Source organism: Mesorhizobium sp. WSM3873, assembly GCF_001672445.1.
Taxonomy (GTDB): Bacteria; Pseudomonadota; Alphaproteobacteria; order Rhizobiales; family Rhizobiaceae; genus Mesorhizobium.
Map to the genome: position 1 here is coordinate 26,361 of NZ_LYTM01000013.1, position 21,988 is coordinate 48,348.

Consider the following 21,988-nt stretch of genomic DNA (forward strand, 5'->3'; position numbering starts at 1 on the left):
GGAGCTCGATGGAAAAGGCCTACTCGACGGGCTTGACGGTATCCGTCGGCGGCTTCAGGTTGCCCCAGAAAGCGGGGTTGTCGACATTCTCCTTGGTGATCGCCGCGCCCGGGATCTTGATGTTCGGGCCCCAGGCTTCCTTGGTCACCACCGACTTCAGGCCGAGCACGTCATACTCGCCGGGCTTGATCTCCTGCTTGTTGACGACCTTGTCCATGAACATGGCGACGGCCGCGGCCTGGGCGTAGAGCGGCTGTTCGACTTCGACGTTGAGCCAACCCTTGCGGATCAGGTCGAGGCCGACCGGCGCGCCGTTCGAGCTCATCATCATCACGTCGCCCGGCTTCTTACCGGCAGCCTCCAGCGAGGCAACGCCCGCGACCGAAAGATGCGCCGCGTGGCTGAAGATCAGGTCGATGTCGGGATTGGCCAAGATCTGGTCGGCAACAATGGTGCCGGCGTTGCTCGCCTCCCACTGCATGGCGGGCAGCGAGATGATCTTGACGTCCGGAAATGCCTTCATCTTCTCCTCGAAACCCTTCTGGATGTCGAGCGTGTAGGGATCGCCGGGATCACCGAGCACCTGCAGGATCTTGCCCTTGACCGAGCCATGCTTGGCCTTCAGCAGCGCTTCGGCCTGCTCGGCCGCAATGTGGCCGATCTCGACCGTGCCGGCGACCGATGTGAAGTCGGATGGCGTGGCGGTGATCTGGCGGTCGAACTCGACCACAGGGATGCCGGCCGCGCGGGCGGCTTCAACGGATGGCTTCAACGCATTGAAATCGACCGCGGCGAGGATGATCGCCTTCGGCTTCAGTGCGATGACGTCGTTCATCTGCGATTGCTGAGCGTCGGTCTTGTTGTCGGCGTTCAGTGTCTTCATCTCGTAGCCGACCTGTTTCAGGAACAGTTCCAGCGCGCTCACCGAGCCGGTCTGGAATTCGTCGAGCAAGGTCGGCACCAGGTAGTAGACGGTACCCTTGGACTGGGCGAATGCCGGCGTGAGCGTGGCAATGGCCAGGGCCAGGATACCGAAGACAGAAAGTAGCATTCGCTTCATGTCGTTCGCTCCTCTTTTCGCCGGACCCCTCATTTGTCCCTCAGCCCGCCGGTCCGGCACCGGCGAGCGTTTCCCCGGTGATCATGTTGATCACCGCATCGGGACTTGTCTTGTTGCGGGCAACGTCGCCCGCCACGACGCCTTGGCGGATCACCACGATCCGGTCGGCGACCTGGAAGGCCTGCTGCATGATGTGAGTGATGATGACGACGCCAATGCCTTGGCTCGCCACCTGGCGGATCATGTCGAGGCCGCGGCGCGTCTGCTCGACGCCGAGCGCGGCGAAGGGTTCGTCGAGCAGCACCAGCTTGCCGCCCCAATGAACGAAACGGTTGAGCTCGATCGCCTGCCGCTGGCCGCCCGAGAGATGCTCGACCTTGGTGCGCAGCGAGGGAATGCGGGTGCCGGCATTGGCCAGCGCCTTCGACACTACTGACTCCATCGCGCGCTCGTCGAGCACCGGAACGCCCAGCACCTTGCGGGTGATCTCGCGGCCCATGAAGAAGTTGGCCACAACGTCGACATTGGTGCAGAGCGAGAGGTCCTGGTAGACGGTCTCGATGCCGGCGGCCTTGGCCTCGGCGGGGGTTTTGGCGAGGAACTCCTTGCCTTCGAACAGCATGCGGCCCGAGGTCGGCTCGAGTCCGCCGGCAATGATCTTGACCAGCGTCGACTTGCCGGCGCCGTTGTCGCCGAGCAGCGCCACCACCTCGCCGCGCGCGATCGAGAAGCTGATGCCCCTCAGCGCCCGGATGGCGCCGTAATTCTTGGTGACGTTGTCAAGGACCAGCAGGGGTTCGCTCATGCCGCGATGTCTCCGCCGTTCAGAAGGTCGCCTTCGCGCTGCCGCTTGGCGGTGAAGATCTGGCCGAAGCGCGGCGAAAGCACGCCGGAAACGGCAAGTGCCGCGGCGCCGCGCAACACGGCATGCTGCCCGCCCTGCGCCACGAGGATGCGCGGCGCGGCGCGATCCTTGCGAGCCGAAACCGAATTGTGCAGCGGCTCCGCCAATGCAGCCAGGCGTTCGAGCAACTGAGGCGAGGCGAGGCCCCCAAGCACGATCGTCTCGGGGTCGAAAAGGTTCTCGATGACTGCGACGGCGTTGCGGAAGATCGGAGCGACTTCGGCCACCCATCCGGCGTCGTTGCCGTTCCAGCGGCCGCGCGCCTCGAGCGACAGATAGCGTTCGAGGCAGCCCCGGTTGCCGCAGGGGCAAAGCTCGCCTTCCGGAACGACGGGGATGTGTCCGATCTCGCCGGCATTGCCCCAGGCCCCGCGCAGCACGCCGCCGTCATGCACCATGGCGCCGCCAAGCCCGACGCTGAAGTAGAGATAGTAGTAGTCGGAACGCTGGAGGCCGAGGCCGTAGAGGCGTTCCCCCATGGCCGCCGCCGCCATATCGGTCTCGAAGAAGGCGGGCAGGCCGGTCGCGGCGGCAAGGCGCTCGCGCAACGGCACGCCTTTCCAGCCCGCCATTGTGGTCGGTCCGACGAAGCTCATGGTCTCGACGCCGAACGGGCCGGGAAGCGCCATGCCGACGCCGATGACCCGTCCTCCGGCGCGGCGCCCGGTCAGATCGGCAACCATGGCGCCGATCGCCTCGAAGGCGAGATCGGGTGTCGGGCTCGGCGCTTCGCGATGGACGCTCTCGATCACGTCGCCGCTCAGGTTGATGAGTGCGGCGTCTATCCCCAGCGGGGTGAGGTGGATGCCGACCGCATAGCCGCCTTCCGGGTTGATGCGCAGCGTGGCCGGCGGGTGGCCGCGGCCCTTCGGCTCCTCGCGGACCGACAGTATGTAACCCTGTTCCTCCAATTCGCGCACGATGGTCGAAACCGTCTGAACGGTGAGCCCGACGTGCTGCGCGATGTCGCCGCGGGCGATCGGACCGAAGCGGCGGATGGATTCGAGCACGATGCGCCGGTTGTACGGCCGCCCGAACTCCTGATTGGTTCCCCGCAACGCCATGGCTTGCGCTCCTGACGGCTTCAAGGTTCGCAGAGAAGATTTATTCAGTCAAATGGAATTCAAAAATAATTTGCCCGGCTCCCGAGGAGAGCAAGTTTCCCTGCGGTTCCCCAGCGCTTGCGACCCGGGCAATGTGCGGAAAGCTAGTATCTGATGACGCGACGCTCGATCAGCACGACAATGCAGAAAAGCGCGATCGATAACGACGACGACAGCACGATCGCGGCGTAGAGCCGGTCGGATTGATAGTTGAACGTCGCCTGGATGATCAGCGCGCCGAGGCCTTTGTCCGAGCCGATCCATTCGCCGACGATGGCGCCGATCACCGCAGTGGCCGAGGCGATGCGCAGCGAGGAGAATAGCATCGGCAGGGCGCGGGGCAGGCGCAGAGCCCAGAAGATCTCCGAGCGTGTCGCCGACAGCACGCGGAACAGTTCGTGTTCGTTGTCGCTCGCCGAATCCAGGCCCCGGATCATGTTCACCAGGGTCGGGAAGAAGCAGATCACCGCGGCGATGACGATCTTTGGCGTCATGCCGAGGCCGAAGATCAGGATGATGATCGGCGACAGCGCCAGGATCGGAATGGTGTTGAAGAATAGCACGATCGGGAAATAGGCGGCCTGCAGGAAGCGGCTGTGCACGAAGACCACGGCAAGCAGCACGGCGGCGAAATTGCCGATGACGAAGCCCGCCAGCGCCTCGATCAGCGTCGGTCTGAGATTGTCGATGAGCAGGGCGAAATTCTTCTGGAAGACGCCGAAGATCGCCGTCGGCGTCGGCACGATATAGGCCGGCACGCCGAGTAGCGGCAGGAGATACTGCCAGGCAATCAGGATCGACGCGGCGCCCAGAACCGGAAGCGCAATCGCCATTTGCGGGCCAAGCGGCGCCGGTCTCACGATGCGCGCTCCAGCGCTGCACGCAACTCGGCCATGGCGCCGACGATCGCCGCATCCTCGCGCTTGCAGCGGTTGCCTTCCTGCTTGAAGGGCCGCAGGTCGAGGTCCTTCACCACCCGTCCCGGATTGGCAGCCAGCACAATGACGCGCTCTCCGAGATAGGCGGCTTCGGCGATCGAATGGGTGACGAAAAGGATCGTTGTGCCGGTGCGCCGCCAGAGCGTCAGCAATTCGTCGTTGAGGCGATCGCGCGTGATCTCGTCCAGCGCGCCGAACGGCTCGTCCATCAGAAGCAGCCTGGGCTCGCCAAGCAGGGCGCGGGCGATGGCGACGCGCTGGCGCTGGCCCCCCGAAAGCTGATGCGGCAGGCGTTCACCGAGTCCGCCAAGCCCCATCAGCTCCAGCAGTTCGCTGCTGCGGTCATCGATCTTGCGTGTGAGGCTGCGCTGGCCGACGCCGAGCGGCAGGCGCACATTGTCGCGCACCGTGCGCCAGGGCAGCAGGGTGGAATCCTGGAAGACGAAGCCGACGTCGCGGCGCGAGCGCACCGCGTGCGGTGTGGCCCCAAGCACGCTGATCGTGCCGTCCAACGGGTCGAGCAGGTCCGCCACCACGCGAAGTAAGGTCGACTTGCCGCAGCCCGACGGGCCGAGGATCGACAGGAAGGAGCCGGCCGCGACCGTGAGGTCGAGGCCGGACAGCACTTTGACGACCGTCTGCCGGCCGCCATAGCCGACATCGAGCTTCTGCGCTTCGATGGCGTTCGGCATCAGGCCGCGGGCGCGTCGAGCTTGGGCCGGTCGGCGGCCGAAAGCTCCAGGATCTTCGTGGTGTAGACATCTTTGGCGGCCGGGCGTCCGTTCGGGTACTGGCCGACCTTGTCGAGCAGCGTCAATTGCTCCTCGATGGAGGCAGGGTCGAACGTGCCCCAGCCATCCTTGGCGGTCGCGCCATCGAAGGAGAGTTTCAGCACCAGGTTGACGGTCTTCTCTTCCCAGCCGAGATCCATCTCCGGATAGGCGGCGACCATCTTCTTCACCGCTTCCTGGGGGTTGGCGTGAACCCAGCCCCAGCCCTTGCCGACCGCGCCGACGAACTTCGCCAGTGTGTCGGGGTCCTTCTCGATCGCCGCGTCGGTCGCGAAATAGACGTCGGCGTAGGAAGCGAGGCCGAGGTCGCGCACCAGGAGATCGATGCGGTCCTCGCCGACCACGCTCAGCGCCTGGGTGTTGGTGATCCAGCCGCCGATGGCGTCGACGTCGCCGCGCACCAGAGGCGCCTTGTCGAAGCCGACATTGACGATGGTGACTTCCGACGGGTCGATGCCGTTCTTGGCCAGGATCTCATCGATGACGAAGCGCGCGGTCGGCTGGATGCCGATCTTCTTGCCCTTGAGGTCGGCAACATTGCGGATTGGCTTTCCCGGTTTCGAGGTCAGCGCATAGGGGCCGGTGCGGAAGCCGCAGGCGATGATTTTGATCGGCACGCCGCTGGCGCGCGCCGCATAAAGCTGCGGCGTTTCCGAGAACTGGCCGAGCTGCGCGGCGCCGGAGATCACCGGCGGCACGGTCGAGGCGTTGGGCCCGCCAGGGCTGAACTCCACCTCGAGCCCGGCATCCTTGAAATAGCCGTTGGCGACGGCCGCGATGTCGCCGATCTGGCCATTGGACATCAGCCAGTCATACTGGATGACGACCTTGCCGGCGGCCCTGGCGCCCGGCGTCAACACCAATTGCATACCGGCTGACGCGGCTGCGACCGCTGCGAGGCCGCCCTTCACGAAAGCGCGGCGGTTCAATTCGTAGTCTTGGTTCCCACTCATTTTTCGCTCCTGTTGCAGACTTCTTGTCTCTTCTTTCCAAGCGCCGACCCCTCGGCGCGGCGTCGCTACGGCTGTTGGTCGTGGTAGTCGCCAGGGCCGCCGTCGAGCCAGGCGTAAAGCTCCCAAAGCGTGTCGTCCGGATCGGTGAAATAGGCGCAGCGCGCATTCCAGACGTAGTTTTCGGGCGGTCCATAGAAGGGCACGCCCTTGGCGCTCAATTCGCCGTGCAGCCGGTCGATCTCGGTCGGCGATCCGAGCTGGACGGCGACGCAAACCTTGTGCGCTTGGCGCGGCGATCTCTGGTTCGAGACGCCGGTGTGTCGGTTGATGTGGTCGAGCTCCCAGGCGGCGAGCGTCACGCCCTCGCCATGGAAATCGGCAAAGCCTTCGGCACGCCGACGCAGCCGGAAGCCGAGTTTCCCGACATAAAAGTCGACCGTACGCTCGATATTTTCCACCAGCAGGCAGACGTCGGAGATGCGGGTGAGGTTGGCCGGCATGACTATTTCGTCCCGCCGGTCTTGGAGAGTGGCAGCTTCACGCCGACGCGGTTGGCGGCGCCGATGATGTGCGTACGCATTGCTGCTTCCGCCGCCGCCGGATCGCCCGCCACCAGCGCCTCGTAGATGCGCACATGCTCGCCGACATTGATCTCGACGAGATCGTGCAGCGGGTTGGTCATGCGGGCATAGTGGATCGACTGGCGGATCTGCTCACAGACAAAAGAGATGAAGGTGTGGATGTAGCTGTTGCCGGTCGCCCGCGCGATCTCGCGGTGGAAGAGCAGGTCGGCGTCGATGCTGCCTTCTTCCCAGCGCTCCTCGCCGCCCATGCGGTCGAGCGCCGCCTTGATCGAATCGAGATGCTCCTGCCCGCGCCGCGCCGCGGCGAGCGCCGCCGACTCGGCCTCGAGGATGCAACGCAGCTCGAACAGCCGCTCCATATTATGGGTGTCCTTGAGCGCCTCGCGGTCGATGCGGATGGCGGCCCTTTGCTCGGGCGCCAGCACGAAGGCTCCGATACCTTGCCGCGCTTCGATCATGCCGTCGGCCCTGAGCTGGGCAATCGCCTCGCGCACCACATTGCGGCTGACGCCGAACTTCTCGGAAAGCTCCTGCTCGGTCGGCAGCCGCGCGCCGGGATTCAACTCGCCGGATTCGATCTCGCGGCTGAGGAAGGCCGCGACCCGGTGCGGCAGGGTTTCGACGGTGCCGATGGCGGCCAGTCTCTGCTTCATAAAAAACGCTCCGTCGAGGGCAGCAGGCAGCCGGGGTTCATCACCCCTTTAGGGTCGAGCGCAGTCTTCAGCGCGGTAACCATGCGGCGATGCGCCGGCGAAAGCCCGGCCCAGAATTCTCGGGCACGGCTGCGGCCGATGCCGTGCTCGGCGCTGATCGAGCCGCCGAGGCTGACGGCGATGTCGTACAGCCCGGCCGTGATTTCTTCGCCGCGCACCCGCGCTTCGCCATCAGCGAGATCGAGCGGCGGCAGCACATTGAAATGGATGTTGCCGTCGCCGGCATGGCCATAGGCCAGTGCAATCCAGCCCGGATGTTCGGTGGCGACGAAGCGGCGGGCGCGCTCGACAAGGACAGGGATATCGGAAATGCGCACCGAGAGATCGGTGCGCACGTGATAGCCGCGCTTCGCCTGGCCCTCGACCAGTCCCTCGCGGATCGCCCAGAGGGCCTTAGCCTGCGCGTTGCTGGTCGCGAGGACTGCGTCGGCCACCAGGCCGCCTTCGAGCGCATCGGTTAGAAAACTGGCGAGCACGCCGTTGAGGTCGATGGTCGGTCCGGAGGACAATTCGATCAGCGCATGGACGGGTCCTGCGACAGGCGCCGTCATTCCAGGATCGACCAGCCGGGCCAAATCGATGCATTCCGAGCCGATGATCTCGAAGGCGGAAATCAGATCGGAGCAGGCGCGGCGCGCTCGGTTGAACAGGCCGATGGCCGCTTCGAACGAGACGAGGCCGAGATAGGCGGTCTCGACACGGGCCGGCTTCGGGAACAGCTTGACCTCCACACCGGTAATGATGCCGAGCGTGCCCTCGGAGCCGATGAACAGCTGCTTCAGGTCATAACCGCTGTTGTTCTTGCGCAGCCCGGAAAGGCCGTTCCACAGCTCGCCATCGGCCAGAACAACCTCCAGCCCCAGGATCAGGTCGCGCGCCATGCCGTAGCGCAGCACGTTGACGCCGCCGGCATTGGTCGCGGCATTGCCGCCGATCTGGCAACTGCCTTGTGCGCCGAGCGCCAGTGGGAACAGGCAATCTTCGGCCTCGCTTGCCTCTTTGATCGCCTGCAGCACGCAGCCTGCGTCCGCCTGAAGTGTGAAGTTCGCGCGATCGATCCGGCGGATGGCGTTCAGCCGCTCTAGGCTGACGACTACACCGCCGGTGGCGGTGCCATCGATGGCGCCCGAAACCAAGCCGGTGTTGCCGCCCTGTGGAATGACGCCGAGTCCCAACTCGCTGCACAGACGCATCAGCGCTTGCACCTCCGCAACCGACGCGGGGCGCAGTACGGCCAGCGCGCTGCCTCGATAGTCGCCGGCCCAATCGCCGAGATACTTCGCCATTCCAGCAGTGTCGGCGGTGAGACCGCTCGGCCCCACTGCGTCTTCGAAAACGCTGAGGATTTGCGGTGAGAGGCTGCGAATGGTCATCAGCGGCGCAATCGGTGAGGCGATAGGGTGATGTATATCATCCTACAACTTGGATTGAGTCAATCCAAAGCGAGCGCTGCCAAGCAAAACGGTCGATAAATCTGGAGGGACCTCGGGTCAGCCGCGAGGCGTGCGCTAAAGGTACTGCGCGACCTTCTTGCCGACGGCGAGGAAGCGCAGCGGGTCGACCGCCTCGCCGTTGTGGCGCACTTCGTAGTGGAGATGCGGACCGGTCGAGCGGCCGCTGCTGCCGGTCTTGCCGATCACGTCGCCGGCGGCGAGCTTCTGGCCGACAGTCACGTCGATCTCGCTGAGGTGGCCATAGCGCGTCGCAAAGCCGTTGCCGTGGTCGACCTCGACCATGCGGCCGTAGCCGCCGTTCCAGCCGGCCTTGGTGACGACGCCGGCAGCGGTGACCTTCGCCGGCATGCCGATCGGCGCCCTGAAATCCATTCCCGTATGCAGGGCGGCCGTGCCGAGGATCGGGTCGGTGCGCACCCCGAACGGGCTGGTCACGGTATGGCCCGGCGCGGGATTGCTGAGCGGCAGCTTGCGCGCCTCTTTCTTGACTTGATCTAGCGCATCAAGCGCTTCATCCAGCTCTTTGACTTTGCTGTCGAAGATCATTGAAGAATCGAGCGGCACCAGCGGCCCGCCGACATCGTTCTTGTCGAGCTCCGTGTCGACCGGCAGCCCGGCGGCTTGCAGTGCCTGCGAGATCGCGTCGGCGTTGCGATAAGCGTTGTCCGCAAGCGTGGTGATGCGCGTGAGCTGCTGGTTCTCGATGGCCTTGAGCGAAGCGTTGATCGACACGAAGAGCTTGTCGGCACGATCCGCTGCCGTTTCGTTGTCGAGCGGGTCGGAGCGTGTCGACCACAGGGAGAATGGCCTCGTGTCGCCGGCGCCCAACGATGCGACGGAGTAGGTCGGGGCCTGCGAAAGACCGCCGGTGATCTCGGCGCGCTCGTCGGGTTTGGTCGCGGTGGCATTGGCTGCGGCGGGCACATCGCCGACCTCGCTCTCGGCGCGTTCGAGGATCGGCCCGAGCCGGCCGTGGCGCTGGCTGAGCTGGGTCTGCCTGGCCAGCAACTCGCTGACCTTGGTCTCCATGAGCTGCTGGTCGAGAAGCTGGCGGCTGGTGATGCGATCGACCTGGGCGCGAAGCGCGGAGATGCGATCCTCATAGGCCTGCTGCATGCGCGCCTGCCTGGCTGCGGTGGCGCCGATCAGGTCATCGCGCAGCACCAGGTAGGAGGTGGCGAGCAGATAGCCGATGGCGATCGCCGCAAGCGCCGACCCGATGAAGGCGGCGAGCCACGGGCGGATGGTGAAATGCCGGATCTCGTTGCCCCGGGCGATAATGACCGTATGGGGCTCCTTGCGCCTGCCGAAGACCGCTGACTGACCGTTCACGGGACCAAGCTTTCGTTACGACTCCAACGACAGCTCGATTACACATTATTAGGGTTAACAAAGCTTTGCTGGCGGCGATGTCGGCATATCCAAATCCCGCAACGCGGGTGGCAGGTTGCAGGGAAGGAGGCCAGCAAAATCGCGGAAGCTTTGGGTCTGCCCCGCTTCACAGCGCGCGCACCGCCTCCAGCACCTCTTCGGCATGGCCCTTGACGCGCACCTTGCGCCAGATGCGGGCGACGCGTCCGTCCTGGCCGATCAGGAAGGTGGCGCGCTCGACTCCCATGTACTTGCGGCCGTACATCGTCTTCTCGACCCACAGATGATAGGCGTCGATCGCCTTGCGCTCCTCGTCGGCGACGAGATCGAGGGTGAGATCGTATTTCGCCTTGAATTTGTCGTGTTTCTTGACGCTATCGGGGGACAGCCCGATGACCACGGCGCCGGCCTTCTCGAATTCCGGCTTCAGCTGCGAGAAGCCGATCGCCTCGTTGGTGCAGCTTGTGGTGTCGTCCTGCGGATAAAAGTAGAGTACGACAGGTTTTCCCCGGATCGCGGCGAGGCTGAGGGAGCCGCCGCCGTCGCGCGGAAGATCGAATTGCGGCGCAACGTCGCCCACGTCGAGATCAGCCATGTCGATGCCCTTGTTTGCGGTTACGCGCGGATCGAGCATCGATATAACGTGAGGCGGGGATTCGTCCACGACGAGTACGTTTACAACGGAATATTGCTTGGATCAGGAGCAACCGCAGCACGAGAAGATCAGGTTCAGGCGTGACGAGATCACCGACCTGGGAGCTTTTCCGTCCGCTTGCAGCGTGCCGCCGCTTGGCCGTGCTTCGGTGCGCCGGCGCTTCCGCATCCTCGGCCGGGTGTTCGCCGGACTCTGCGCACTGGTGCTTCTGGCGGCAATTGGCGTCTATGTGCTTGGCACGTCAGGCATCGGCACGGAACGACTTCGCGCCGAAGCCGAGACGGCCATCGAGAAGCTCGCTGGCGTCGATCTCAACGTCACCGTTGGGCCGGCGCGGTTGACGCTCGATGGGTCGAGCTTCGTCGCCCTGCAGGTCAGCGACGTCAGCTTGAAGACGGCCGACGGCAAGCCGATGGCCGATGTCGGGCGCGTCCGCTTCGGCATGCGCCTGCTGCCGCTGCTATCCGGCGAGGTCAAGCTCACCAGCGCCCGGTTCTCCGATGCTCGCATCATGGTCGCCGCCATGCCGTCCGGCAGCGGTGATTGGACGGCGGCTTTGCGCAACGAGGATGGCCTGGTCGATCCGGAGAAAGTATCGGCGGCGGTGTTTGGCGGCGTCAACGCGGCGCTGGATGCGGTGCGCGCGGAATCGATGCGCCAGATCGACCTCCGCAACGTCGAGTTCGAATTGCCGCCGGGCGGATCGGTCAGGCGTGTGACCGTCGCCGAGGCCACGGTTGGGCAGACGGGCACAGGCAGCATGGAACTGTCTTCAAATGCCGATGTCGACGGCCGGCATGTCAGCCTGAGCGCCTCCGCGGCGCGCGATCCGAGCGCCAGGCGGATCGCATCGCTGGACGCCGCCCTCGCGATAGCGGACGTCGGCGTAACGCCCGCTCAGGGAAGCTCCAGCGGCGGGAACTTCGCCGCCCAGGGCGGCAAGCTTGGTTCTGTTGCGCTGAAGCTTTCGGGTGCCGAGGCGTCCGGCGAGACGACGTCGCGGCTGACGGCGTCGCTGTCGCTCGGCGGCTCGGTGCTCGATCTCGGCTCGCGCGGGCTGCTGCCCGCCGACGTCGATGTCAAGGCCACATTGGTCGCGGGATCAAACAAGGTCTCGGTCGACAAACTGCTGATCAGGACCGGCCGCTCGACATTCGATTTCTCAGGCTCGATCGGGCCGAAGCCGGCAGCCGCGGGCGAGGAGCCGTCCTACCGCTATGACCTTGTCAGCGACGGTTCGACGCTCGCGCCTTCGGAATCGCCGGAGCCGGCGCTTCAGTTCCTTGCCCGGGTCGCCGGCGTCTACCAGACCAAGAGCCGCAAACTCGTCGCCGAGCAGATCGGCGTCCGCTCCGGCGGTTCGAGCGACGTGCTGGGCACGGCGTCGCTCGCCTTCATCGACAATGGCCCGCCGGGTGTGTCGCTGTCGCTCAATGTCCACGACATGCCGGTTTCGCATGTGAAGCAGTTGTGGCCCTGGTTCTCCGCCCGCAACGCGCGGCTTTGGGTGCTGGACAACCTGTTCGGCGGCCGCGTGGTCGACGCCAACCTGCAGTTCCAGGTCGTTCCGGGGCGGCTCGGCAACGGCGTTCCGCTTTCCGGCGACGAGGTGTTCGGCCGCTTCCAGGTCGAGGGCTCGCGCTTCGATACCGCGGGGCGCATTCCACCGATCCGCGATGCGGTCGGTGTCGTTGCCTTCCATGGCAACGATGTCGATATCACGCTGTCCTCGGGCAGCGTTTTTATGCCGAGCGGCCGCACCGTGGCGGCAAGCGGCGGCACGCTGACGATCAAGCAGGCGAATGTTTCGCCCGTGATCGGCTCGCTCGACATCGATGTCGCCGGCGAAGCCCCGGCGATCGCCGAACTCGCCTCCTTTGAGCCGATCAACGCCATGCGCCATGTCGGACTTGCGCCTGAGGATTTGAGCGGCACCGTCACCGGGCATGTGCGGGCCGACATTCCGCTGACTTCCGGCGTCGATACCTCGACGCTCGACTGGCTGGTGGCGCTGGACTACCAGGATCTTTCCTTAGCCAAGCCGTTCGAGGACCAGATGGTGACCGAGGCCGACGGGTCCATCACCGTGAGCCCCGACCGTGCGGTGATATCGGCCAAGGCGAAGCTGAACGGCATTCCGGCCGAGCTCGACCTGGTCGAGCCGCTCGAGGACAGCGGCCCGCCGCGCAGCCGTAAGGTCGCGCTGGTGATCGACGACAAGACGCGCGCTGCAGCAATGCCCGGCCTTTCGCCGCTGCTTTCCGGAACCATCAAGGTGGCGATCGACAAGAGCGGCGAGGGCGTCCAGAACGTGTCGGCCGACCTGACCAACGCAAGGCTCGACATCCCTTGGGCAGGATGGAGCAAGGGTGCCGGCATTCCGGCCAAGGTCACCTTCACGATGGCCAAGTCCGGCAGCACGACCACGCTGTCCGACTTCGATCTCGACGGGAAGAGCTTTTCGATCGACGGCGATGTGACACTGGTCAACGGGGCGCTGTCCTCGGCCCGGTTCAGCAAGGTCGCGCTCAACAGAGGAGACGACGTCGCGGTCTCGGTCAAACGGTCGGGCAAAAGCTATGCGGTCGATGTCAGCGGCGACTCTCTCGACGCCCGCTCGCTGATCAAACAGTTCACCTCAGACGTCGATACAGCCACAAAAGGCGCCGGCGCCGACGCGATCTCGGTCAGCGCCGACGTGAAGTCGCTGACCGGCTTTCACGACGAGGTGCTGTCGAACCTCAAGCTGAATTACAGCGCTGCCGGCTCCCGGGTGAATGGTCTCGATGTCAGCGCGACGGCGAGTTCGGGTGCCGCCATTGCCGTCCGAAACACCACCGGCGACGGCGGCCGGTTTCTCAGGATGAAATCGGCCGATGCCGGCGCTATCCTGCGCTTCCTCAACATTTACGAGCATATGGAGGGCGGGGCCATCACGCTGTCGCTGGCGGGCGACGCCGACGGGCCAATGAAGGGCCAGGTCGACGCCAGCAATTTCTATGTCGTCAACGAGCCGAAGCTTGCGTCGATCGTGTCGACCAGGCCGGCCGGCGACACGCGCAGCCTCAACCAGGCGGTCAAGGCCAACATCGACACCTCAAGGGTGCAGTTCGAGCGCGGCTATGCCGAGATCGACAAAGGCTCCGGCTATCTCAGACTGGCAAACGGTTTGTTGCGCGGTCCGCGCATCGGCACCACTTTCCAGGGCACGCTCTACGACCAAGACAACAATATGGACATGACCGGCACCTTCATGCCGGTTTATGGGCTGAACCGCATCTTCGGCGAACTGCCGCTGTTCGGCCCGCTGCTCGGCAACGGCCGCGACCGCGGCCTGATCGGCGTCACCTACCGGCTGCGCGGCAACGCCAACAAGCCGACGCTCAACATCAATCCGCTGTCGGTGGTGGCGCCGGGAATTTTTCGCTCAATCTTCGAGTATCGGTGATCAGGCCGACTAGATCGGCCGCACCAGAACGTGCTTCTTCCTGCCGAACGAGAGCTTCACCACACCTTCCGCGCCCAGGTCCTCAAGCGTTACCATGCGCCGGTCATCCGTGACCGCCTGGTCGTTGAGGCGCACGGCGCCGCCCTGGACATGCCGGCGCGCTTCGCCATTGGAGCCGGCGAGCCCGGCGGTGACGAACAGCGACAGGATGCCGATGCCGGCCTCGAGATCAGCCTTGGCGACGTCGATGCTGGGCAGCGTGTCGGCGAGCGCGCCTTCCTCGAAAGTCTTGCGCGCAGTCTCGGCAGCCGTTTCGGCCGCCGCGCGGCCATGCAGCATGGCGGTGATCTCGGTGGCGAGAATCTTCTTCGCCTCGTTGATCTCCGAGCCGCCGAGCTTTTCGAGGCGCGCGACCTCGGCGAGCGGCAGTGTCGTGTAGAGCTTCAGGAAGCGCCCGACATCCGCATCCTCGGTGTTGCGCCAGTACTGCCAGAACTCGTAAGGCGACAGCATATCGCCGTCGAGCCAGACAGCGCCGGAGGCCGACTTACCCATCTTGGCGCCCGACGAGGTGGTGAGCAGCGGCGTCGTCATCGCAAACAGCTGCACGCCTTCCATGCGATGACCGAGATCGATGCCGTTGACGATGTTGCCCCACTGGTCGGAGCCGCCCATCTGCAGCCGGCAGCCGACGCGCTTGTAGAGCTCGACGAAGTCGTAAGCCTGCAGGATCATGTAGTTGAATTCGAGGAACGACAGCGACTGCTCGCGGTCGAGCCTGAGCTTCACGGAATCGAAGGCCAGCATGCGGTTTACGGAGAAATGCCGGCCGACATCGCGCAGGAAACTGACGTAGTTGATCTCCATCAGCCAATCGGCATTGTTAACCATCACCGCGTCGCCCGCGCCGCTGCCGAATTTGAGATAAGGCGCGAAATTGCGGCGGATGCCGACGAGATTGCTCTCAATGTCCCCAGGCGTCAGCAGCTTGCGCGCCTCGTCCTTGAAAGAAGGATCGCCGATCATCGAGGTGCCGCCGCCCATCAGCGCGATCGGCCGGTGGCCGGTCTGCTGCAGCCAGTGAAGCATCATGATCTGGATCAGCGATCCGGCATGCAGGCTCTTCGCCGTCGCATCGAAGCCGATATAAGCGCTCACCGTTTCCTTGGCGAAAAGCTGGTCGAGGCCGGTTTCATCCGAAATCTGGTGGATGAAGCCGCGCTCGCTCATGATGCGCAGGAAATCGGACTTGAAGGCGGACATCTTTTCTTCCCGGAGATCGCACGGCATTTGGCCGAGCTTGACGTGAAGGGGCGCGTTTAGCATCCAAGCGCGATCAGCAAAAGTGGTTTCCGGTTTTGCGTAGGATCGCGCTTCAAGAGGCAAACAGGTGATCAGCAACAGTGAGTTCCGGTTTCGCGTAAGACCGCACTTCAACCGGCAAATGGGCGATCAGCAAAAGTGGCTTGGGGCATTGCGTGCTACCGCCTGCCATGAGCCGCATCCTTGCTTCGCCCCTTTTGCTGGCGTAATGAGGCGCCCGCGCAAGGGCAGCACGCCCCGACGCGCCGCGACGGGGCTATCCCGCAGATCAGATCGGACAAGCTCCCGCGATGAACAGGAACTATCTCCTCCTCTTTCTGTTCAGCATCCTGATGACCGTCAGCGGGCTGGCAAGCCTGCCGCCGGTCGACCGGGACGAATCACGCTTCGTCCAGTCGACCAAGCAGATGGTCGAGACCGGCGACTATATCGACATCCGACTGCAGGATGTGACCCGCTACAAGAAACCGATCGGCATCTACTGGCTGCAATCGGCGGCCGTCGTATTGAGCGGTGAGGGGGTCGAAGCGCCGATCTGGGTCTATCGACTGGTTTCGATGCTGGGCATCGCGCTCGCCGTCGTGGGCATCGGCTGGACGGGCACAAAACTCTTCGGCGCCAATGCCGGCCTTGCCGCCGGCCTGATGATGGCCGCCATCTTCGCCACCGCCTTCGAAGGCCGCGACGCCAAGACCGACGCCATGTTGCTCGCCTGCTGCGTGGCCGCGCAGGGCGCGCTGGCGCAGGTCTATCTGGCCGCGCGCCGCAAGGAGCCGGTTGCCGGCCACCTCCCATGGATCTTCTGGATCGCGCAGGGACTGGGAATTCTGATCAAGGGTCCGGTCGCTCCGCTGTTGTCGCTGCTGACGGCCGGCGCGCTGTTCGCCTTCGAACGCGACTGGCGCTGGCTTTTGAAGCTGAAGCTGGTGCGCGGCGTTGCAATCGTGCTCGTCATCGTGCTGCCCTGGATCATCCTCATCAGCTGGAAGAGCGGCGGCGCCTTCTTCCAGGAGGCGGTCGGCAAGGACATGCTGAACAAGGTGGCGCAGGGCGAGGAATCGCATGGCCTGCCGCCGGGCTTCTATATGCTCACCTATTCGCTGTTCATGTGGCCTTTCGGCCTGATCGCGGTCGGCGCCGGGCTGCAGGCCATCAACCGCTTCTGGGACGACCCGCGCCTGCGCTTCTGTCTCGCCTGGTATATCCCCTTCTGGCTGGTGTTCGAGGCGATCCCGACCAAGCTGCCGCATTATGTGCTGCCGGCCTATCCCGGCATGGCGCTGCTGATCGGCTGGCTGCTCACCTTGCCGGAGGATAAGGCCAATGCGCCGCTCAAGCGCTGGCAGAACTGGCTGTGGTGGTCGACCGCCTTCGGCGTCGTCGTCGTGTCGATCGGGCTAGCCGCAGTATGCATAGGCGCGCCGCTCTATCTCGCAAAAGCCTTTTCCTGGAGGAGCATTCCGGCGGCGATCGCCGCGCTCGTGACCGGCTATCTCGCTTTCCCGCGCCAATTGCAGGTGCCGCTCGAACGCATCGCCGCGATCGCGATCGGCGCGGGCGTAACCTTCAGCCTGCTGTTCGGCGTGATTGCGCCGGCGCTGAGGCCGATCTGGCTGAGCCCGGCCATCAAGGCAGCCGTCGATGCCAACCGTCCTTGCGACACCACGGTGGTCGCCTCGTCCCCCTATCACGAGCCGAGCCTGGTGTTCCTGGTCGGGACCAAGACCGTGCTGACCGACGTCGATGGCGTGGCAAAGCACCTGCTGGCCGATCCGACCTGTGCGCTGGGACTGGCGCCGGTCAAGGAGGAGCAAAAGCTAAACGAGCTGCTTGCCGGGCAGGGCAAGTCGGCGAAGCGACTGACCGAGATCGACGGGCTCAACTATTCGTCAGGAGACAAGCTGGCGCTCGGCCTTTATCGAGTGGCCCAGTGAGGAATAATGTCGGAGCTCGAAGACCCCTATAGAGCCATGTCCGCCGTTTCTCTTTACCGCCGTTCGCTCGGCAACTTCCTCGACACGACGCGCATCGTGCAGCGGCGTTTTGCAGTGCGGCCCGCGCGCTATCCCGAGATTCCCTGGCTCGTCTGGGTCTCTGCATGGCTTCTGCTGGCCATAGCCATTGGCCTCACCCTGGACAGCGCCGCCGGCAGGATGCGCGGCGGGTGGACGCCAAGCTTCGTCCGATTCACCGACTTCTTAACGGATTTCGGCCTGGGCGGCTGGTATCTCATCCCCGCGGTTCTCTGCCTCGTCGCCGCCAACCTGACGGACTGGCGACGGCTTTCCAGGTCGTCGCGTCTGCTCGTCTACAATTGGACCTGCTTCGCTTTCCTGGTGCTTTGCGCGGTTAGTCTTTCCGGGCTGGCCGTCAACTTACTAAAATACGGCATCGGCCGGGCCCGGCCGCTCTATTTCAACGATTACGGGGTGCTGTCGCTGCATCCCTTCGCCATGGATGCGCGCTTCGCCGGCTTTCCGTCCGGCCATGCTACGACGATGGGGGCGGTGTTCGGCGTCCTCTTGCTGCTGTTTCCAAGGCGCTGGCACATCGCGCTTGCGGCCACGGCCTTGATCGCTTCGACGCGCGTCTTCGTCGGCGCGCATTATCCGAGCGACACAGTGGCCGGCTTTGGGCTCGGCCTTGCCTTTGCGATCGCCGCAGGGTTGGTTTTCGCGCGGCTCGGTTTCATCTTCCGGCGGCCGTCGTCGACCAGACCCGTGCCCAAGCGCACGTTCCGGCTGCTGTCTTCCAGCGGATCCAAGGACAAAACATCGCTGGCGAGGCGGAGCCGCGAGCAATTGTCGGCTGACCGCCCGTAGAGCTATTTGGTCTAAGGATTGCCCGAAATCTACCTCAGCCGCTTCGGCCGTGGATCGGCGAGCTCGCCGGCCAGACGCCGGTCGAGGTAATCGGCGCATTCGTCGATCAGCAGTTCGGCGTGGTTGGCGAAGAAATGGTTGGCGCCGGAGATAGTCTTCTGCGTAATGGTTATGCCTTTTTGCGTGTGCAGCTTGTCGACCAGGGTCTGCACGTCCTTGGGCGGCGCCACCTTATCGGCATCGCCATGGATGATGAGGCCGGACGACGGGCAGGGTGCCAGGAACGAAAAATCGTAGGTGTTGGGCTGCGGGGCGACCGAGATGAAGCCCTCGATCTCGGGCCGGCGCATGAGCAGCTGCATGCCGATCCATGAGCCGAACGAATAGCCCGCGACCCAGCAGCTCTTGGAATCCGGATGCAGCGACTGCACCCAGTCGAGCGCAGCGGCCGCGTCCGACAATTCGCCGGTACCGTGGTCGAACTCGCCCTGGCTGCGGCCGATGCCGCGGAAATTGAAGCGAAGCGTGGTGAAATCGCGCTTCTGGAACATGTAGAAGAGGTCATAGACGATTTTGTTGTTCATCGTGCCGCCGAATTGCGGGTGCGGATGCAGCACGATGGCGATCGGCGCGCTCTTTTCCTTCGAAGGCTGGTAACGGCCCTCCAGGCGACCAGCCGGACCGGCGAAAATGACCTCAGGCATAAAATACTCCACGTGGCATACGAAGGCGCGAGCCCGGACTCTTCCTTTGGCCCGTTCTGTGGCCTTGACGCCGGGCAAGCGTCTTCCTAGAAGCTAGTTTAGAATTGTTCAAAACTGGGTGCCGAGAACGCATTTTCTCGGCCGCCCGCGCCGCAAGCCGGGTAAATAGGACGGCTCGCCTTGCAATTTCAAGGAAATAACGCGCTGTCCTCGCGGAATGGCTGCTGACAGGATCGACTGAAGGAAAATGGCCGCAACTCGCGCCTATCTCGACTACAACGCCAGCGCACCTCTCATGGCAGAGGCGCGGTCGGCGGCGGTCGCGGCGCTCGATGCCGCCAATCCGTCGTCGGTTCACAGCGAGGGCCGCGCGGCGCGGCGGCTGATCGAGGATGCCAGGCGCGACGTGGCAGGGCTGGTCAATGCCAGGCCCGAGCACGTCGTGTTCACCTCCGGCGCGACGGAGGCCGCATCGACGCTGCTTGCTCCCGACTGGCAGATGGGGCGCGGCTCTGTCCGCATCAGCCACCTCTATGTCTCGGCCGCCGATCATCCCTGCATTCTGAATGGCGGGCGGTTCTCGGCGCCGCAGGTGACGAGGATCGGCGTTGATCGAGACGGCATTGCCGATCTCGAGGCGCTGACTACGGCGCTCTCCGCGCATGACAAGGCTGCCGGCCTGCCGCTGGTGGCGATCCATGCCGCCAACAACGAGACGGGGGTGATCCAGCCGATCGGACGCATCGCCGAGGTCGTCAAGGAAGCGGGCGGCGTGCTGGTCGTCGATGCCGTGCAGGCGGCAGGGCGGATTCCGATCGACATGTCAGCCGGTTATGCCGATTGTCTGATCCTGTCCTCGCACAAGATCGGCGGTCCGAAGGGCGTCGGCGCCATCGTCGCCCGGGCCGACCTGATGATGCCGAAGCCGCTGATCATTGGCGGAGGCCAGGAAAAGGGCCATCGCGCCGGCACCGAGAATCTTCCCGGCATTGCCGGTTTCGGTGCCGCGGCGCGGGCAGCACTCGCCGGCCTGGAAGACATGGAAGCGGTCGCGCGCCGTCGCGACAAGGTCGAAGCCATCGTGCGGGAGCTCGTCCCTGATACGGAAATCTTTGGAGCGGCCGCGCCAAGGCTTGCCAATACGACATTCTTCGCTATTCCCGGCGTCAAGGCCGAGACGGCGCAGATCGCCTTCGATCTCGCCGGTGTTGCGCTGTCGGCCGGTTCCGCCTGCTCGTCGGGGAAAGTCGGGCCAAGCCACGTGCTGAAGGCGATGGGCCACGGCGAGAGCCTTGGCGCCTTGCGCGTCTCGATTGGCCGCGCTACCGGCGCCGAGGAGATTGAGGCGTTCCGCGCGGCTCTGGCGGGCATAGCCGCGCGTCGGGGTGGAAAAGAAAAGGCTGCCTGACGGCGGCGAGGCATCGGACAAGAGATCCCCGGCGGCTCTTGAAATCCGGTGCTCGAAAAACGAATTCAGGCCATCCGGCCTGGTAGAGCCGTGCGTTTCGTCTGGACGGGTGAATTTCCGGCCGGAACGCACTATATGGAGCTTACTCCGCAGCCGAGTCCTTCCTGGGGCGCGTTTCTGCGGTGCCATAGTTTGAAAACTGCCGGGCCTTGACCCCGGCGTGGATGGAGAACGCTTATGCCTGCTGTGCAGGAGACGATCGATCGAGTCCGAAAGATCGACGTCGACCAATATAAATACGGATTCCAGACAGAGATCGAGATGGATAAGGCCCCCAAGGGCCTGAGCGAAGACATCATTCGCTTGATCTCCGAGAAGAAGGGCGAGCCGGACTGGATGCTGGAATGGCGTCTGGGCGCCTATAGGCGCTGGCTGACGCTGGAAGAGCCGACCTGGGCGCGCGTCCACTATCCGAAGATCGATTTCCAGGACATCCACTATTACGCGGCGCCGAAGAGCACGCCGGGACCGAAGTCGCTGGACGAGGTCGATCCCGAATTGCTCAAGGTCTACGAGAAGCTTGGCATTCCTTTGAAGGAGCAGGAGATCCTCGCCGGCGTGCGGAAGACCGACGCTTCGGAGCTGGAGGAGGCCAACGACAACGTCTACAAGTCCGGCCGCGTCGCGGTCGACGCCGTGTTCGATTCCGTCTCGGTGGTCACCACCTTCAAGAAGGAGCTGGCTCAGGCCGGCGTTATCTTCTGCTCGATTTCGGAAGCGATCCGCGAGCACCCTGAGCTGGTGCAGAAATATCTTGGCTCGGTCGTGCCCACTTCCGACAATTTCTACGCCACGCTGAACTCGGCCGTGTTCACCGACGGCTCCTTCGTCTTCGTGCCGAAGGGCGTGCGCTGCCCGATGGAGCTGTCGACCTATTTCCGTATCAACGAGAAGAATACCGGCCAGTTCGAGCGCACGCTGATCATCGCCGAAGAAGGGGCCTATGTCTCCTACCTCGAGGGCTGCACGGCGCCGCAGCGCGACGAGAACCAGCTGCATGCCGCGGTGGTCGAGCTGATCGCGCTCGACGATGCCGAAATCAAATATTCGACGGTGCAGAACTGGTATCCCGGCGACGCCGAGGGCAAGGGCGGCATCTATAATTTCGTCACCAAGCGCGGCGATTGCCGCGGCCATCGTTCGAAGATTTCGTGGACGCAGGTCGAGACCGGCTCGGCGATCACCTGGAAATATCCGAGCTGCATCCTTCGCGGCGACGATTCCAGCGGCGAGTTCTATTCGATCGCGGTGTCGAACGGCTATCAGCAGGTCGATAGCGGCACTAAGATGATCCATCTCGGCAAGAACACGTCGAGCCGCATCATCTCCAAGGGTATTGCCGCCGGCTTCTCGCAGAACACCTATCGCGGCCAGGTCTCGGCGCACCGCAAGGCGACCAACGCCCGCAACTTCACCAACTGCGATTCGCTGCTGATCGGCGACCAGTGCGGCGCGCACACCGTGCCCTACATGGAAGCCAAGAACGCGACGGCGAAGTTCGAGCACGAGGCGACGACGTCGAAGATATCCGAGGACCAGAAGTTCTACGTGATGCAGCGCGGGATTCCCGAGGAAGAGGCGATCGCGCTGATCGTCAACGGCTTTGTCAAGGACGTCATCCAACAGCTGCCGATGGAGTTCGCCGTAGAGGCGCAGAAGCTGATCGGCATCAGCCTCGAGGGTTCGGTCGGCTGACC

General features: G+C 64.2%; 18 protein-coding genes. 5 read left to right on the top strand and 13 right to left on the bottom strand.

Annotated elements, in window-relative coordinates:
- Positions 1–19: 19 nt before the first annotated feature.
- The 11 genes from A9K71_RS11700 to A9K71_RS11750 form a co-directional block, all read right to left on the bottom strand.
- A complete protein-coding gene (locus A9K71_RS11700) occupies positions 20–1,060 on the bottom strand; it encodes a sugar ABC transporter substrate-binding protein (protein WP_066995049.1) in 1,041 nt (346 codons plus the stop codon).
- A gap of 40 nt (positions 1,061–1,100) precedes the next feature.
- Positions 1,101–1,865 (bottom strand): ATP-binding cassette domain-containing protein, encoded by a 765-nt coding sequence (locus tag A9K71_RS11705; RefSeq protein ID WP_066995052.1) that lies wholly within the window; start codon positions 1,863–1,865, stop codon positions 1,101–1,103.
- Positions 1,862–3,028 carry an ROK family transcriptional regulator gene (locus tag A9K71_RS11710; RefSeq protein WP_066995055.1) on the bottom strand — a complete coding sequence of 389 codons (1,167 nt, stop codon included), beginning with the start codon at positions 3,026–3,028 and terminating at the stop codon, positions 1,862–1,864. The genes A9K71_RS11705 and A9K71_RS11710 overlap by 4 nt, the downstream gene beginning before the upstream one ends.
- 143 nt (positions 3,029–3,171) lie before the next feature.
- The gene (locus tag A9K71_RS11715; RefSeq protein ID WP_066995057.1) at positions 3,172–3,927 is read right to left on the bottom strand and encodes an ABC transporter permease; all 756 of its coding nucleotides are present in this window, start codon (positions 3,925–3,927) and stop codon (positions 3,172–3,174) included.
- The gene (locus tag A9K71_RS11720) at positions 3,924–4,697 is read right to left on the bottom strand and encodes an ATP-binding cassette domain-containing protein (RefSeq protein ID WP_066995060.1); all 774 of its coding nucleotides are present in this window, start codon (positions 4,695–4,697) and stop codon (positions 3,924–3,926) included. The genes A9K71_RS11715 and A9K71_RS11720 overlap by 4 nt, the downstream gene beginning before the upstream one ends.
- Positions 4,697–5,749 carry an ABC transporter substrate-binding protein gene (locus tag A9K71_RS11725; RefSeq protein ID WP_197504223.1) on the bottom strand — a complete coding sequence of 351 codons (1,053 nt, stop codon included), beginning with the start codon at positions 5,747–5,749 and terminating at the stop codon, positions 4,697–4,699. The genes A9K71_RS11720 and A9K71_RS11725 overlap by 1 nt, the downstream gene beginning before the upstream one ends.
- 65 nt (positions 5,750–5,814) lie before the next feature.
- The gene (locus A9K71_RS11730; protein ID WP_066995063.1) at positions 5,815–6,249 is read right to left on the bottom strand and encodes a VOC family protein; all 435 of its coding nucleotides are present in this window, start codon (positions 6,247–6,249) and stop codon (positions 5,815–5,817) included.
- Positions 6,250–6,251: 2 nt separating this feature from the next.
- Positions 6,252–6,986 carry a FadR/GntR family transcriptional regulator gene (locus tag A9K71_RS11735; protein WP_066995066.1) on the bottom strand — a complete coding sequence of 245 codons (735 nt, stop codon included), beginning with the start codon at positions 6,984–6,986 and terminating at the stop codon, positions 6,252–6,254.
- Positions 6,983–8,419 carry an FAD-binding oxidoreductase gene (locus tag A9K71_RS11740; protein WP_066995069.1) on the bottom strand — a complete coding sequence of 479 codons (1,437 nt, stop codon included), beginning with the start codon at positions 8,417–8,419 and terminating at the stop codon, positions 6,983–6,985. The genes A9K71_RS11735 and A9K71_RS11740 overlap by 4 nt, the downstream gene beginning before the upstream one ends.
- Positions 8,420–8,554: 135 nt before the next feature.
- Positions 8,555–9,832 (bottom strand): M23 family metallopeptidase, encoded by a 1,278-nt coding sequence (locus A9K71_RS11745; RefSeq protein ID WP_066995073.1) that lies wholly within the window; start codon positions 9,830–9,832, stop codon positions 8,555–8,557.
- A gap of 166 nt (positions 9,833–9,998) precedes the next feature.
- A complete protein-coding gene (locus tag A9K71_RS11750) occupies positions 9,999–10,466 on the bottom strand; it encodes a peroxiredoxin (RefSeq protein WP_066995289.1) in 468 nt (155 codons plus the stop codon).
- Positions 10,467–10,563: 97 nt separating this feature from the next.
- Here A9K71_RS11750 and A9K71_RS11755 point away from each other — a divergent pair, with 97 nt between their 5' ends.
- A complete protein-coding gene (locus A9K71_RS11755) occupies positions 10,564–13,974 on the top strand; it encodes a DUF3971 domain-containing protein (RefSeq protein ID WP_066995076.1) in 3,411 nt (1,136 codons plus the stop codon).
- Between the two features lie 9 nt (positions 13,975–13,983).
- Here the strand turns inward: A9K71_RS11755 and tyrS are convergent, their stop codons facing one another.
- Positions 13,984–15,237: a tyrosine--tRNA ligase gene (tyrS, locus tag A9K71_RS11760; protein ID WP_066995292.1), complete on the bottom strand. Its 1,254-nt coding sequence runs from the start codon at positions 15,235–15,237 to the stop codon at positions 13,984–13,986.
- A 350-nt stretch (positions 15,238–15,587) separates the two neighbouring features.
- Here tyrS and A9K71_RS11765 point away from each other — a divergent pair, with 350 nt between their 5' ends.
- On the top strand, positions 15,588–17,231 hold the full coding sequence (locus A9K71_RS11765) for a glycosyltransferase family 39 protein (protein WP_066995079.1): 1,644 nt from the start codon (positions 15,588–15,590) through the stop codon (positions 17,229–17,231).
- A gap of 36 nt (positions 17,232–17,267) precedes the next feature.
- Positions 17,268–18,119 (top strand): phosphatase PAP2 family protein, encoded by an 852-nt coding sequence (locus A9K71_RS11770; protein ID WP_066995296.1) that lies wholly within the window; start codon positions 17,268–17,270, stop codon positions 18,117–18,119.
- Between the two features lie 29 nt (positions 18,120–18,148).
- Here the strand turns inward: A9K71_RS11770 and A9K71_RS11775 are convergent, their stop codons facing one another.
- Positions 18,149–18,823 carry an alpha/beta hydrolase gene (locus A9K71_RS11775; RefSeq protein ID WP_066995082.1) on the bottom strand — a complete coding sequence of 225 codons (675 nt, stop codon included), beginning with the start codon at positions 18,821–18,823 and terminating at the stop codon, positions 18,149–18,151.
- A gap of 247 nt (positions 18,824–19,070) precedes the next feature.
- On the opposite strand from A9K71_RS11775, the gene A9K71_RS11780 reads away from it, so the two are divergent.
- A complete protein-coding gene (locus A9K71_RS11780) occupies positions 19,071–20,231 on the top strand; it encodes a cysteine desulfurase family protein (protein WP_066995085.1) in 1,161 nt (386 codons plus the stop codon).
- Between the two features lie 237 nt (positions 20,232–20,468).
- Positions 20,469–21,986: a Fe-S cluster assembly protein SufB gene (gene sufB, locus A9K71_RS11785; protein WP_066995087.1), complete on the top strand. Its 1,518-nt coding sequence runs from the start codon at positions 20,469–20,471 to the stop codon at positions 21,984–21,986.
- The last annotated feature ends 2 nt before the right edge of the window (positions 21,987–21,988 follow it).

Coding starts and splice junctions, on each gene's coding strand:
- A9K71_RS11730 (WP_066995063.1), bottom strand. CDS start 6,249: ATGCCGGCCAACCTCACCCGCATCTCCGACGTCTGCCTGCTGGTGGAA.
- A9K71_RS11735 (WP_066995066.1), bottom strand. CDS start 6,986: ATGAAGCAGAGACTGGCCGCCATCGGCACCGTCGAAACCCTGCCGCAC.
- A9K71_RS11700 (WP_066995049.1), bottom strand. CDS start 1,060: ATGAAGCGAATGCTACTTTCTGTCTTCGGTATCCTGGCCCTGGCCATT.
- A9K71_RS11770 (WP_066995296.1), top strand. CDS start 17,268: ATGTCCGCCGTTTCTCTTTACCGCCGTTCGCTCGGCAACTTCCTCGAC.
- sufB (WP_066995087.1), top strand. CDS start 20,469: ATGCCTGCTGTGCAGGAGACGATCGATCGAGTCCGAAAGATCGACGTC.
- A9K71_RS11705 (WP_066995052.1), bottom strand. CDS start 1,865: ATGAGCGAACCCCTGCTGGTCCTTGACAACGTCACCAAGAATTACGGC.
- A9K71_RS11710 (WP_066995055.1), bottom strand. CDS start 3,028: ATGGCGTTGCGGGGAACCAATCAGGAGTTCGGGCGGCCGTACAACCGG.
- A9K71_RS11750 (WP_066995289.1), bottom strand. CDS start 10,466: ATGGCTGATCTCGACGTGGGCGACGTTGCGCCGCAATTCGATCTTCCG.
- tyrS (WP_066995292.1), bottom strand. CDS start 15,237: ATGTCCGCCTTCAAGTCCGATTTCCTGCGCATCATGAGCGAGCGCGGC.
- A9K71_RS11780 (WP_066995085.1), top strand. CDS start 19,071: ATGGCCGCAACTCGCGCCTATCTCGACTACAACGCCAGCGCACCTCTC.
- A9K71_RS11720 (WP_066995060.1), bottom strand. CDS start 4,697: ATGCCGAACGCCATCGAAGCGCAGAAGCTCGATGTCGGCTATGGCGGC.
- A9K71_RS11775 (WP_066995082.1), bottom strand. CDS start 18,823: ATGCCTGAGGTCATTTTCGCCGGTCCGGCTGGTCGCCTGGAGGGCCGT.
- A9K71_RS11765 (WP_066995079.1), top strand. CDS start 15,588: ATGAACAGGAACTATCTCCTCCTCTTTCTGTTCAGCATCCTGATGACC.
- A9K71_RS11725 (WP_197504223.1), bottom strand. CDS start 5,749: ATGAGTGGGAACCAAGACTACGAATTGAACCGCCGCGCTTTCGTGAAG.
- A9K71_RS11740 (WP_066995069.1), bottom strand. CDS start 8,419: ATGACCATTCGCAGCCTCTCACCGCAAATCCTCAGCGTTTTCGAAGAC.